Raw genomic sequence first — 12,864 nt, forward strand, 5'->3', positions numbered from 1 at the left:
GCGGCCCACATCAGGCTCTCGCCCAGATAGTTGGGGTGACGCACAAAGGCCCAGACGCCCGTGTCCAACAGGCCGCCGCGATTGGCCGGATCGGCCTTGAACGCGGCCAGCTGACGGTCCGCCGCCGATTGCAGGCCAAAGCCCGACAGCCAGACCGACAGGCCCGCCGCGGCGAACCACAGGGCGTGCGGCGCGGGAGCGGTCAGGATGAAGGCGAACGGCGCGCACCAGATCCAGATGGTCACGCCCTGAAGCAGGTGCACCTGAAAGGCGCTCCACCACAGCCAGTCCTTACCGAAGGATTTACGCCAATGGGCATAGGGCTGGCGCTCCGAGCGGATGTTGTGGCCCCAGGTCTGGACCGACAGCCGCACGGACCACAGCGTCAGCGTGGCCAGAAAGCCGATGCTCAGCGCATCGAAAGGGGGACGCACCATCGCAAACAGCCCCCATCCTGCGACCAGCGGAGCCAGCGAATAGGCCACGTCCATGATTCCGTGATTGCGCCGGATCGTACCCGCGACCCATGCCAAAGCCGTAACCAAGGCGATCATGAGCCCGCTGAAAAGCCAGTACTGCTGCGCTTCACGTAAATTTGCCGGCAGATCCAGACGCGCCGACAGGAGTGCCGCGAACGGTATGGCCATCATGGCAAAATGCCATTGTTTTCCGCGTGTTTTCTTTGGCATGGCCAATAACCACACGAGGCAGACAGCCCCCCAGATCAGCGCGGAAAATGTCGTTGCATCCAGCCTCATAACCCATGCCCCCGTTCAAACTTGTATAAAAAGACTTGCAATAAAGGTTCACTAGCGCAAGCTTCATTTTGACCAATGAGCATCTGAAAAACGGATGCCGGGGAGGGTCAGGGAGGGAATATGACAAAGATTGCGTTCACCGCATCCGCAGTAGCCTTGATCGCTGCTGCAGGTTTGGCCACACCGGCCGCGGCACAGTCCGCTCAGGACGAGGCCGTCAATCTGGGCGAAGTGATTGTTACCGCCCAGCGCCGCGAGCAGAGCCTTCAGGAAGTGCCCATCGCGGTTACCGCCTTTGGCGCGGAAACGCTGGAGCGTACCAATGCGACAGGCATCCAGGATGTCGCAGGCAAGGTTCCGGGCGTTACCCTGACCCAGTTCAACATCGGCGAGCCGCAGATTTTCATCCGCGGCGTCGGCACGACCAGTGACTCGGCGGCCAGCGACCCGTCTATCGGCGTGTCCATCGACGAGGTGTCGATCGGGCGCTCGGGCGGATCGTCCTTGGGCTTCCTCGACATCGAGCGCGTCGAGGTTCTGCGCGGTCCGCAAGGCACCCTGTATGGGCGTAACGCCTCCGGCGGCGCGATGAACATCTATACCAAACGGCCGCGCTTCGAGAATTCGGGGCAGGTGACGTTTCGCGTCGGCAGCTTCGAGGAACGCGGCGTCGAAGCCTATCTGAACGGACAGATGGGAGAGAACACGGCAGGACGTGTCGCCTTCCGCTGGAACACCAACGACGGCTATGCCGAGAATGTCGATACGGGTGGACGTCTTGAGGGGGGTGACCAATACGGTCTCCGTGCCCAGATTCTGCATAGCTCAGGGCCGTGGACCTTTCTGGCGGGTGTCGATTATTCGCAGGACAAGATGCAGGGCCATGCCCGTATTCCGGTGACGACCTCGTCCACGCCCGCGCCCTTCGTGGCGCTGATCGATGCCATTCGTGGAAACATGTCGGTCCGCGAGAGCTTTTCCTCGGCGGACAATTACCAGAACCGCGTGAACTGGGGTCTGACGGGCCGTATCGAGTTCGAAGGCAACGACCACTTCGACATCGTCTCGCTGACCTCCTATCGCAGCAATGACTATGAATGGCGGGACAATCTGGGCGGCATTCCCTTTCCGGCATTTCCTCTTTCGGTGGATAACAGCGCCGAGGAAATCTCCAGCCAGTTCAGTCAGGAACTGCGTATCGCCTCCAAGCCCGGCGCGAAGGTGAACTGGGTCGCGGGCCTCTATTACTTCGAGGAAGATGTAGACCGGACGGAAAGCTATCTTGTCCAGACGGCCCTGCCGATCGCACCGCCCAGCTTCGGCGGCGACACGGTGTTTGACCAATTTGCCAAGAACACCAGCTATGCCGTGTTCGGTCAGGCCAACATCCCGTTCGCGAATATCTGGGAACTGACCCTTGGTGCCCGCTGGACCCACGACGAACGCGAGGTACACCAGATCGCGATCGACCGCGATCCGGTTCTGCCGGTCGGCATTCCTCTGGGCCCGACGGGCTCCCCCTACAATGTGACGGCTTCAACCAGCTTCGAAGAGCCGACATGGAAACTGGCCCTGTCGGTAGAGCCGATCGACAATGTGCATTTCTATGCCAGCTATGATCGGGGCTATAAGGCCGGTGCCTATTCGTCGGGGGCGCAGACCGGGCTTCAGGCCCAGACCCCGCTGAAGTCCGAAATCCTCGACAACTATGAGATCGGGGCCAAAACGACGCTTCTCAACGGTCGCCTGCGACTGAACGGGGCAGCCTTCAAGCTCGATTACAGCGACCTGCAGGTCTATGAATTGGCGGGGCTGGTGCTGGTGACCTCCAATGCCGAGGCCGAGGTCAACGGTTTCGAGATCGAGACGGCGCTGGCTGTGAACCGCAACATCACCATCGGTGGTTCCTATACCTCGCTGGATGCCAAATACACATCCAATGCCACCGCCTTCGGGGCCACCCTTCCCTATGAGGGCAACACCCTGCCGCGTTCTCCGGAAAGCCAGTTCACCCTGTATGCCGATGGCCAGTGGGATGCGTTTGGCGGTACACTCACCGCCCGCGCCGACTATCAGTGGACGGATGATTTCTACTTTGACCCGTCCAATGCCTCCGAGGTTCTGGTGCCGGCCTATGGTCTGGTCAGTGCCTTTGCCTCTTGGGAGAACACCAACGGGCTGAAGGTTTCCGTCTATGGCAAGAACCTGGGCGACGAGGAATATCGCATGCACGTGATCAAGAATGCCAACATCGGCTTCAGCGTGTTTGCGCCGCCGCGCTCGTGGGGCATTGCCGTCAGCAAATCGTTCTAGAAACCGGACCTGACACTCTCGACCTCAAGGGCCTGCCGACCTGTCGGCGGGCCCTTTTTTTCAGGTCCGCTCCAGTTCCCAGCGCACCGCCCGTGCATTCAATGGCGTGCCGGTGGTCAGGTCGCAAACCGTCGGGTTGATGATCTCGCCCGTCTCGCGGTCCAGCAGCGTCAGGGGGGCCTCGTCATCGGCGACAAGCCATTTCTGGCTCCAGCCCAGCATGGCCAGCACGATGGAGTACAGGCTGCGGCCCGCCTCTGTCAGACGGTATTCATAGCGCACGGGCGAGGTCTGGTAGGGGCGCTTTTCCAGCACGCCATGACGGGTCAGCCGCGCGAGGCGATCCGAGAGGATATTGGTCGCCAGCCCCAGGGTGGTGTGAAACTCGTCAAAGCGGCGGACGCGGAAAAAGGCCGCCGACAGTATGGCCCAGCTCCAGTAATCGCCGATGATTTCGGTGGACCGGTCAATGATCGGACGGTCCGACACCGACGGCACGGAACGACGTCGGCGCGAAGTCGGGGGCGGAATAACCGTCAGCCCATTTCCGGCGCGCCAGCCGACCTTGGCCGGATCGACGGGCTGGCCGAAGGGACGGGTCAGCACGGCAGGGTGGATGCGCGCCCCTGTGCCGTGGTAGAAAAAGGCGATGGCATAGCGCTCCTGTAGAGGGGAGGCCGCCCAGACCCTTTCCCATTGTCCCTGCATGACCGCGACACCGAACAGGTCCAGCCCCATTTCGGTCAGGCGGTATTCGGTGCGCACACCCGTATCGGACTGGGTCTGGATGAAAATGCCCGCGTCGGTCATGCGGTTCAGCCGGTCGGTCAGAACGCTGCGGGGCGTGCCGAGGCGCTCGCACCACTGGTTGAATCTGCGAACACCATAAAAGGCTTCGCGCAGGATCAGCTGGGTCCAGGCATCGCCGACAATGGCAAAGGCGCGTGCGACCGGATTGCCCATTATCAATGATCGCAGATCAGGTTCGTCCAAGTCGCGTCTTTCGTGCCGTGGGCGCACGCTTCAAGTGTGCTGTTGCAGGCGGATAGCCCTTGGAAATATCCGCGCTACAGACAGCGGGGTCAAACCCTTAGTACCCGACTTTTCTTGGAAATACGGATATTTGACCGTTCCGTGGACCAAACGGGCGGATTTGGTTCTATGGGCGTTCGCGTCGCTGCTCTTCGAGTGTTCGGATGAAGTCCGAAACATCGGTTCCGGCAGGCTGCGGAGGGTTCGGATGCGCGCTGGGCGTTGCGGAAAAACGCGGTGCCGGGGCGGGCTGGGTCACCCCTGCGACCTCGATATAGGTCTGGCGGGCCCGGTTGTGGGGATGCGCGGGTGTTTCGCCCATAGAGAGTACAGGCGCAAAACAGGCATCGGCCGTTTCAAAAACCTGTGCCCACTCATCCCGGGTTCGGGTGGCAAAAACCTCGGCCAGCCGTGCCTTCTGTGCGGGCCAGTCAGCAGGGCTCATCTGGGCGCTGAAAAGTGGATCGTCCGACAGACCCGTACATTCCAGCAGCCGTGCATAGAACTGGGGCTCGATGGCGCCGATGGCGATATATTGGCCGTCGGCAGTGGCATAGGTTTCGTAAAAGGGGGCCCCGGTGTCGAGCACATTGACACCGCGTTGGTCCATCCAGAAGCCGCTGGCCTTGAAGCCCCACATCATGGAGGTGAGCAGCGCCGAGCCGTCGGTCATGGCGGCATCGATCACCTGTCCCCCGGCCCCGTTTCTGACAGCCATCAATGCCGCCAGAATCCCGAAGGCCATCAACATGCCGCCGCCCCCGAAATCGCCGACCAGATTGACGGGCGGTGTCGGCTTTTCGTCCTTGCGGCCGCACAGACCCAATGCGCCCGATATGGCGATATAGTTGATGTCGTGACCGGCGGTTGCCGCCAGTGGTCCGGTCTGGCCCCATCCGGTCATCCGCCCGTAAACCAGCTTCGGATTATCAAGCAGCAGGACCTCCGGCCCCAGTCCAAGCCGTTCCATGACGCCCGGTCGAAAGCCTTCGATCAGGGCATCGCAGCAGCGGCAAAGCCGCCGGAACTGCTCGCGGTCTTCCTGTTTTTTCAGGTCGAGGCTCAGGATCGTGCGTGACCGCAACAGGGGATCACGGGTTTCGACCGGCGCATCGGGGTGCTGTACCCTTATGACCTCGGCACCGTGGTCGGCCAGCATCATGGCGGCGAACGGGCCGGGACCCAGCCCCGCCACTTCCACAATCCGAAGGCCGTGCAAGGGTCCGCTCATACTATTCTCTCTGAGGCCATCACGGGGGGAGCATCACGGATTAGGGGTTGGCCGCCATCCAATGTCAATCAAACCCGCCACACCGATCGGTCATCGCCTTCAGGCGGACCGGCCCGCCAGAACTTGCCGCTTGATGGTTTTGGCAAGGCTCCATTTGTGGACCTCGGTCGGCCCGTCATAGATGCGGAAGGCGCGGACTTCGCGGAAGATCTGCTCGACGGGGGTGTCGCCGGAAACACCCGTCCCGCCCATGATCTGGACACAGCGGTCGGCGATGCGGAACAGGGCCTCCGACACCGCGACCTTGGTCATGGAGCTTTCAAGTGTGCCCAGCACGCCTGTGTCGAGCACGCCCGCGCACCAGTCGATCATCAGCTCGGCCTGTTTCAGCTCGATCAGGTTCTCGGCCAGCATGAAGCCGACGCCTTCGTGGTCGATCAGCGGCTTGCCGAAGGCGTGGCGTTTGACGGCATAGGCCGACGCGATCTCGTGGGCGCGCCTGCAGGCACCCAGCCAGCGCATGCAGTGGGTCAGGCGGGCAGGCGCAAGGCGAACCTGCGCGTATCTGAAGCCTTGGTGGGGCTCGCCGAGGATGGCGCCGTCAGCAACCCGCAGGTTCTCGATCTTCAGGATCGAGTGGCCGCCCGGCATGGAACTGTCGATCGTCTCCAGAACCCGCTCGACCGTGATGGCGGGGTCGGGCAGGTCGATCAGGAACATGGTGGCGGCGACCTTGCCGTCACCGGCATCGGTCCTGGCCATGACGATACCAACCGATGCCCCGACCGCGCCGGTGATGAAGGCCTTGCGGCCATTGATGATCCAGCCGTCGCCATCGCGCACGGCGGTGGTCTGGATCATGGACGGATCGGCACCCGCACCGCCGTCTTCGGCGGGTTCGGTCATGAAGAAGGCAGAGCGCACATCGCCCGCGATCATCGGCTTGAGGAAATGCTCCTTCTGGGCGTCGCTGGCGATCTGACCCAGCATGTACATATTGCCCTCGTCCGGGGCCATGACGTTCAGCGCCACCGGACCCAGCGGCGACAGGCCCGCCGCCTGCAGGATCAGCGCGGTCGAGCGGTGCGAGACATGGCCGGTTCCGTCCGGAATATGCGGCGTCAGGACGCCCGCCGCGCGGGCCCTGTCGCGCATTTCCGCCACCAGTCCGTCGGTCGGGCCGTGGCTTTCGGCGCGGGAATCCTTCTCATAGGGAATGATGGTCTGGCGCACGAAGGTTTCGACGCGGGCAGCGATGTCGCGGCCCCGTTCCAGATCGTCCAGACTCATGCTGCGGCTCCTGTCTGGGCCCATGCGAGGGCGGCAAGTTCGGGGAAGTTGTCGGCCATGCCTTGCGCATGTTCAGAGGCCGCGCTGCCCCGCAGCAGGCGACCCTTGATGCCGTGAAAGATAGCGGCAAAGCGGAACATGTTGAAAGCGAAGTAGAAGCGAAGCTCCCCTTCGCTAGGGACCGCGCGTCCTGTGCGGTCGCAATAGGTCTTGAGGTATTCGGTCTCGGACGGAATGCCCAGCGCCTCAAGGTCCTCGCCCGCAAAGCCGCCGATCATGTGCGGTGGCAGTCGGTACATCATCATATGGTAGGTGAAATCACCCATCGGATGCCCCAGCGTGGACAGTTCCCAATCCAGTACGGCGCGGACCGTCGGGCCGTCGGCGTCAAAGATCAGATTGTCGGCGCGGTAGTCGCCGTGGATGATGGCACTGGCCCCGTCATCGGCGGGCATATGGGCGGGCAGCCATTCTATCAGGCGGTCCATGTTGGGATCACGCCCGGCCAGTTCGTCGGCCAGATATTGCTTTGACCATCGCTCGATCTGGCGGGCGAAGAAGTTGCCGGGACGCCCGTAGTCGCCCAGACCGATCGCCTCGGGATCGATGCTGTGCAGTCTGGCGATGGTGGCATTCAGCGTATCGAAATGGGCTGCGCGCTGTTCGGGCGTCAGGTCGGGCAGGGTCGGGTTCCAGAAGATGCGCCCCTCGACCAGTTCCATCACATAGAAGACGCTGCCGATGACGCTCTCGTCCTCGCACAGGGCAACGGCGCGCGCGACGGGAAAGCCCGCCTTGGCCAGACCCGATATCACCCGGAACTCGCGCTCGACCGCGTGGGCCCCTTTCAGGATCGCGCCCGAAGGCTTGCGGCGCAGGACGTAGGCCCCCGACGGTGTGTCCATGCGATAGGTCGGGTTGGATTGGCCGCCCTTGAACTGGCCAAGCTGGATCGGACCCTTGAAACCCTCGGCATGGTCTTCAAGCCATTGGGTCAGGGCCTCGACGGGCAGTTCAAATCCGGCACGGACCTCGCCGGCACCCTCGAACACACTCATGCACCCACCCCCGGAAAAATCTCTCTAGGGGTGGGGTGTCACAGTCAGTTCGTTTAAGCAAGTATTAGTGTGCGAGTTCCGCTATCGGGTCGCGATCCTCGACCATGATGATGGTCAGAGGGCGCGATCCGCCGGACGGCGAAGGCCACTCGATCGTCTCGCCTTCGGTCAGTCCCAGAAGTCCGGCCCCCACATAGGACAGCACCGAAATACGGCCCGCATCGATATCCGCATCCCGTGGCAAGACAAGTTGTACGCGGCGGACGTCGTTGCCCTGGCCATCCCTGAAGTGGACCCAGCGGTGCAGGCCGACAACTCCCTTGGGCATTTCTGCCTCGGGAAGGACTTCGGCGCGGTCCATCTCGGCCTGAAGCAGGCCTGCCGGACCCGAGCCGGGCAGGTCGCCCACCAGCCGGTCCAGAGCGTCGAAATCACTCTCGCTGATATAGACGGTCGGCGGAGGTTGGGCCTTGGTACGTGTGTTTGCCATATGAATGATCTTGCTGTTGCGACAGTCAGGCGGCGCTGGGGCCGTCCAGATCGTCAGGGGTAAAGAGAGTGTTGGTCACAGGCGGTCGCGGCCTGAAGGGAATGATTTCGGCCACGACGGGCGCATGGATGACCGTGCGGTCACAGGCGCGGTCCAGCGGATGCGACTGGCCACACTGGCCACAGACCTGTTCTTCGGGTGCGGACATTTCAACAACTCCCTTTTCGTGATTTGGAAGAAGTAAGAGCCTGACAACAGGAGCTTGCGCGTATTGGCGGGGACGCGATCCTTCGCGTCTTTCAAGTCCGGATTGTTGAGGTCAGGAACGCACAGAGACGGCCCCGTAGCGGGAACCCGCCGGTACGTCGGCGCGGTTTACCGCTACGGGCTAAAGGCCTTCGACGCGGCGTCCCGCGTGTGTGAGGCGTCGAGCTTGGCTGACGAACCGTTTCATAACGGCTAGAGGCTGATCCCGACGGGTGTAAATGTCAAATCCACACACCCCTCCTGTGTACCGGAGCCCTGCCTGATGACCCTGAATGGCCTGTTGAACGCCCGCCGCCGCCCGTTGGTTATGGGGATCGTCAATGTCACGCCCGACAGCTTTTCGGACGGCGGACACTATACGGATGTTCAGGCCGCGCTGGCCCATGCGCGCCAGCTGATCGCCGATGGTGCCGACGTGCTGGACATCGGCGGTGAAAGCACCCGCCCGGGGTCTGATCCTGTCAGTGCCGAGGAAGAGATCGCCCGTGTCGTGCCGGTGATCGAGGCCTTGCGGGCCGAATGGGATGGCATCATCAGCATCGACACCATGAAGCCGCAGGTGGCCCGCGCCGCCGTCGCCGCCGGAGCCACCGTCTGGAACGACGTGACAGGGCTGGGGTTCGACGCGGACAGCCCCGCCACCGCCGCCGAACTGGGCGTGGATGTCATCCTCATGCACATGAAGGGCGCCCCCAAGACCATGCAGGATGCCCCGATCTATGACGATGTGACGGCAGATGTCATGGCCCATCTGGCCGCCTGCGCCGAGCTGGCGGTCGAGGCGGGCGTAGAGGTCCAGAACATCTGGCTGGATCCCGGCATCGGCTTTGCCAAGACGACGGCGCACAACCTGCGCCTGACGGCCGATCTGCCTGCCCTGTGCGCGCTGGGGTACCCGGTTCTCTATGCCGCCAGCCGCAAGCGGATGATTGCCGAGATCGATCCGACGGCGACGTTGGCGACGGACCGTCTGGGCGGTACTTTGGCCCTGCATCTGGAAGCCGTGCGACTGGGGGCCGATATGGTGCGCGTGCATGATGTGCGCGAAACGGTTCAGGCGTTGAAGGTCCAGGCGGCGCTGCAAGCCTGTGCGGAGGCGCTCTGATGTTCGGTGTATCGCACTATATTGCCCCGATCCTGCTGCTGGCGATTTCCAACGTCTTCATGACCTTTGCCTGGTACGGCCATCTGAAGGGCGACCCCAAACCCTTGTGGATCGCCGTCCTGCTGAGCTGGGGCATCGCCTTCTTCGAATACTGGCTGGCCGTTCCGGCCAACCGGATCGGCCACACCGTCTACTCGGCGGCGGAACTGAAGACGATGCAGGAGGTCATCACCCTGGCCATCTTCGCGGCCTTCTCGGTCCTATATCTCGGAGAAAAGCTGACGGTGAACCACCTGATCGGCTTTGCCTTTATCGCTCTGGGGGCATGGTTCATCTTCCGCGGACCGATTGGCAGCTAGGGTCACGACAGGTTTCGTGTCGAACGCGAGTCTTGCGATAAGCCGCGGCTTGGCCCATCAGGCGGGCCATGTCTTGGCTCCTCTCTCTCAATCCGTGGCTCGTGCTGATCGTGGCGGGCATGTTCGAAGTCATGTGGGCGTCCGGCGTGAAGCACGTCGGCGTGCAGCGGCCCTTCATCTCGCTGGGCGTGGCGCTGGCTCTGGCGGCTAGCATGATCGGCCTGTGGGCGGGGACGCAGAAGCTCCCCGTGGGCACCGCCTATGCGGTGTGGACCGGCATCGGCGCGGTCGGTGCCGCGGTGGTCGGGATCGTGGTCTATCAGGAACCGGCGACGGCGGTTCGCGCAGTCTGCATCCTGTTGATCGTGGCAGGTATCGTGGGGCTGAAACTGTTTTCGGGGGCAGGGGCATGAGCCAATCAGAGAATTCTCTCGCTCAAGCCGCGGGCGACCGCGTCGCGCGCGATAGCGAAACTAAAATGGGCCGCGTGCTTGTGATTGCCGGATCGGATTCCGGCGGTGGTGCGGGCATTCAGGCCGACATCAAGGCCATCACCATGCTGGGCGGTTTTGCGGCCACGGCGATCACGGCGGTGACGGTGCAGAACACCCTTGGCGTGCATGGTGTGCACCCCATGCCGCTGGACGTGATCACCGCACAGGCCCGTTGCGTTCTGGAAGACATTGGCACCGACGCGGTGAAAACCGGCATGCTGGGTACGGTCGATGTGGTGGAAACCGTCGCCGCCCTGCTGGACGAAGCCAAGGCGCCGGCGGTGGTCGATCCGGTGATGATCGCCAAGGGCGGCCATCCCCTGCTGCCCGATCTGGCGGTCGAGGCGGTCAAGTCCCTGATGGTACCGCGTGCGGCCCTGTTGACCCCCAATGCCCCCGAGGCCGAAGCCCTGACGGGCCTGTCCATCACCGACGCCGACGGCCAGCGCCGCGCGGGCGAGATGCTGCTGGGCATGGGGGCCAAGGCCGTGCTGATGAAGGGCGGCCATGTGGATGGCGATACCGTCATCGATATCCTGATGACCCCCGACGGCGAGACGGTTCTGGAAAGCGAGCGCGTCGATCCCCGCCACACCCACGGCACGGGCTGTACCCTCGCCAGCGCCTGTTCGGCGGGCTTGGCAAAGGGGCTTCCGGTCCATATCGCGGTAGCTGAAGCCTGGGCCTATGTGGCCGAGGCCATCCGCCGCGCGCCGGGTCTCGGCGGCGGTCACGGCCCGCTGGACCACGCATGGCCGGTCCGCAAATGACCGAGGCCGAGCGCGAGGCGCGTCTGGTCGAAATCCTGCGCGGTAATGACACCCTGATGCGGGTGCTGCGGACGGTGCGCGATATCGGCCTGCCGGATTGGCGGCTGTTTTCCGGTTCGGTCTATCAGTCGGTGTGGAACGCCCGGACGGGGCGTCCGGCGGGATATGGCACCAAGGACTATGACATCGGCTATTTCGATCCCGACACATCATGGGATGCCGAGGATGTGTGGATCAAGCGCGTGGCCGACGCCTTCGAAGAGCCGTTGAAGTCGCAGGTCGAGGTCCGCAATCAGGCCCGCGTACACCTGTGGGCCCCGCAGAAGTTCGGCGAGGATTTTGCCCCCCTGCTGTGCACGGACGACGCGCCTGCGCGCTTTGTGGCACCAGCCTTTGCGGTGGGCGTGCGTCTGGAAGCCGATGACAGCATCAGCGTCCATTCCGCCTATGGTCTGGCCGATGTGTTCGACATGGTGATCCGCCCGACGCCCCGCCGTGGAAAGGCCAAGGGCTGGGACAAGATTATCGCCAAGCTGAAAGACCGCTGGCCCGAACTGACGGTCGCGGACTGACACAAGCAAAAGGGCGCGGCTCCGATGGAGCCGCGCCCTTGGTTCATGATGCCGGACACTGGCGGGGAGGGGGGATCGCCCGGCATCACGGATTCAGCCGCCGATATCCATCAGCGACGGCGCGGGCTGGTGCGCAGTTCGCGGTCCAGGCGGCGCTCGACCTGACTCAGGCGGCGCTCCAGTTGCGCGCGTTCATTGCGTTGCAGGCCACCACGCATATCGAGGCGGATCTGGCGCTCGATAGAGGCCAGTTCGCGCTTCATATCGCGACCATCGCGCACGTTCAGATGGCGACGGGCCATAGCGCGGTCAATGCGATGCTCCAGGGCGATTTTACGATCGACAATACCGTTGAGTGCCACGGACTGCGCCGCATGCGGGGCGCGGTGATATGACTGGGCCGAAGCCGATGCGGGCACGGCGGTGGCAAAGACTGCGGCAGCCAGTGCGGGGATCAGAATCGTCTTCATCTTGCTCATGTGGAACTCCTTTCCAAAGCACCCGCTTCGTCGGCTGTGGGCCTTCTTGGCGGTATCGACACAAAAGCATTCCGCGTCTGAGCCGAAGCTGAACAGTGCATGTCAGGTGAGGTTCATGTTCCGCCTACGGATTTCGCAAATCCCGTTTCAGACTAAAGAGCCCCGCTGTCCGGCTTGGCGCTGGGGCACGTTCGGGCTAAGGTCCATCCAGTTCCAGTGACAGATCGTGGCGGCAATCCGCGCCAAGATTGCTTAAATTTTATGTTCAGCCCCCGTTCAGAGGTCTGGCTTTAAACAGATGCCCATGATGTTCACTCGTGCCCTTCTGATTGCCGCCCTGATCGCTGTGTTTCCGGTAACGGACGCGGTGGCCCAGTCGCGCGACCGCGACCGGGATCGTTATGAACAACGCGATGACCGCCGCGACGGTGACCGCCGTGGGGGTCCCCAGCGCGGCGATGACCGCCGCGGCCAGGAACGCCGCGCCAATCCCGGTGATGTCGCCCGTCAGGTGCAGAATGGCCGTCCGGGCCGCATGCTGGGCATGCGCGAGCGCGGTGATGACTACACCGTCCGCTGGGAATACCCCGGTGGCCGTGTGTCTGACATTGAGGTCGATGGCCGTTCGGGCCGTCCGCGCGGTGAC

Annotated in this window: 15 protein-coding genes; 7 read left to right on the forward strand and 8 right to left on the reverse strand. The window is 63.1% G+C overall.

From position 1 onward, the window contains the following. Window positions 1–647, reverse strand: a 647-nt coding sequence (locus B3H86_RS05760) for a DUF1295 domain-containing protein (protein WP_292051863.1), incomplete at its 3' end; no start/stop codon positions are given. A 231-nt stretch (window positions 648–878) separates the two neighbouring features. Between B3H86_RS05760 and B3H86_RS05765 the strand changes: the two genes are divergently transcribed. After that, on the forward strand, window positions 879–3,071 hold the full coding sequence (locus tag B3H86_RS05765; protein ID WP_292051865.1) for a TonB-dependent receptor: 2,193 nt from the start codon (window positions 879–881) through the stop codon (window positions 3,069–3,071). Window positions 3,072–3,131: 60 nt separating this feature from the next. Here the strand turns inward: B3H86_RS05765 and B3H86_RS05770 are convergent, their stop codons facing one another. The 6 genes from B3H86_RS05770 to B3H86_RS05795 form a co-directional block, all read right to left on the reverse strand. Beyond that, window positions 3,132–4,064 carry a winged helix-turn-helix transcriptional regulator gene (locus tag B3H86_RS05770; protein ID WP_292051867.1) on the reverse strand — a complete coding sequence of 311 codons (933 nt, stop codon included), beginning with the start codon at window positions 4,062–4,064 and terminating at the stop codon, window positions 3,132–3,134. Between the two features lie 166 nt (window positions 4,065–4,230). Then, window positions 4,231–5,334, reverse strand: a complete 1,104-nt coding sequence (locus B3H86_RS05775) for a CaiB/BaiF CoA transferase family protein (protein ID WP_292051870.1) — start codon at window positions 5,332–5,334, stop codon at window positions 4,231–4,233. 99 nt (window positions 5,335–5,433) lie between these two features. After that, window positions 5,434–6,624, reverse strand: coding sequence for an acyl-CoA dehydrogenase family protein (locus B3H86_RS05780; RefSeq protein WP_292051872.1), 1,191 nt, complete (start codon window positions 6,622–6,624; stop codon window positions 5,434–5,436). After that, window positions 6,621–7,682 (reverse strand): phosphotransferase, encoded by a 1,062-nt coding sequence (locus B3H86_RS05785; protein ID WP_292051875.1) that lies wholly within the window; start codon window positions 7,680–7,682, stop codon window positions 6,621–6,623. The genes B3H86_RS05780 and B3H86_RS05785 overlap by 4 nt, the downstream gene beginning before the upstream one ends. 64 nt (window positions 7,683–7,746) lie before the next feature. Next, window positions 7,747–8,172 carry a GreA/GreB family elongation factor gene (locus B3H86_RS05790; protein ID WP_292051877.1) on the reverse strand — a complete coding sequence of 142 codons (426 nt, stop codon included), beginning with the start codon at window positions 8,170–8,172 and terminating at the stop codon, window positions 7,747–7,749. A 25-nt stretch (window positions 8,173–8,197) separates the two neighbouring features. Then, on the reverse strand, window positions 8,198–8,380 hold the full coding sequence (locus tag B3H86_RS05795; RefSeq protein WP_292051879.1) for a hypothetical protein: 183 nt from the start codon (window positions 8,378–8,380) through the stop codon (window positions 8,198–8,200). 321 nt (window positions 8,381–8,701) lie between these two features. On the opposite strand from B3H86_RS05795, the gene folP reads away from it, so the two are divergent. The 5 genes from folP (at window position 8,702) to B3H86_RS05820 (ending at window position 11,739) form a co-directional block, all read left to right on the forward strand. Beyond that, window positions 8,702–9,544, forward strand: coding sequence for a dihydropteroate synthase (folP, locus tag B3H86_RS05800; protein WP_292051881.1), 843 nt, complete (start codon window positions 8,702–8,704; stop codon window positions 9,542–9,544). Further along, window positions 9,544–9,903, forward strand: coding sequence for a DMT family protein (locus tag B3H86_RS05805; RefSeq protein ID WP_292051883.1), 360 nt, complete (start codon window positions 9,544–9,546; stop codon window positions 9,901–9,903). The genes folP and B3H86_RS05805 overlap by 1 nt, the downstream gene beginning before the upstream one ends. A 68-nt stretch (window positions 9,904–9,971) precedes the next feature. After that, the gene (locus B3H86_RS05810) at window positions 9,972–10,316 is read left to right on the forward strand and encodes a DMT family transporter (protein ID WP_292051886.1); all 345 of its coding nucleotides are present in this window, start codon (window positions 9,972–9,974) and stop codon (window positions 10,314–10,316) included. A 65-nt stretch (window positions 10,317–10,381) separates the two neighbouring features. Next, entirely contained in the window at window positions 10,382–11,167 is a 786-nt protein-coding gene (thiD, locus tag B3H86_RS05815; protein WP_292051896.1) for a bifunctional hydroxymethylpyrimidine kinase/phosphomethylpyrimidine kinase, read from the forward strand. Beyond that, the gene (locus B3H86_RS05820) at window positions 11,149–11,739 is read left to right on the forward strand and encodes a nucleotidyltransferase family protein (protein ID WP_292051888.1); all 591 of its coding nucleotides are present in this window, start codon (window positions 11,149–11,151) and stop codon (window positions 11,737–11,739) included. The genes thiD and B3H86_RS05820 overlap by 19 nt, the downstream gene beginning before the upstream one ends. A gap of 110 nt (window positions 11,740–11,849) precedes the next feature. Here B3H86_RS05820 and B3H86_RS05825 read toward each other — a convergent pair whose 3' ends face one another. Then, on the reverse strand, window positions 11,850–12,218 hold the full coding sequence (locus B3H86_RS05825; RefSeq protein ID WP_292051889.1) for a hypothetical protein: 369 nt from the start codon (window positions 12,216–12,218) through the stop codon (window positions 11,850–11,852). Between the two features lie 304 nt (window positions 12,219–12,522). Here B3H86_RS05825 and B3H86_RS05830 point away from each other — a divergent pair. Next, window positions 12,523–12,864 (forward strand): hypothetical protein (locus B3H86_RS05830; protein ID WP_292051891.1); only part of this gene is annotated, 342 nt, incomplete at its 3' end.

It is taken from the genome of Brevundimonas sp. UBA5866 (genome assembly GCF_002432125.1).
Lineage (GTDB): Bacteria > Pseudomonadota > Alphaproteobacteria > Caulobacterales > Caulobacteraceae > Brevundimonas.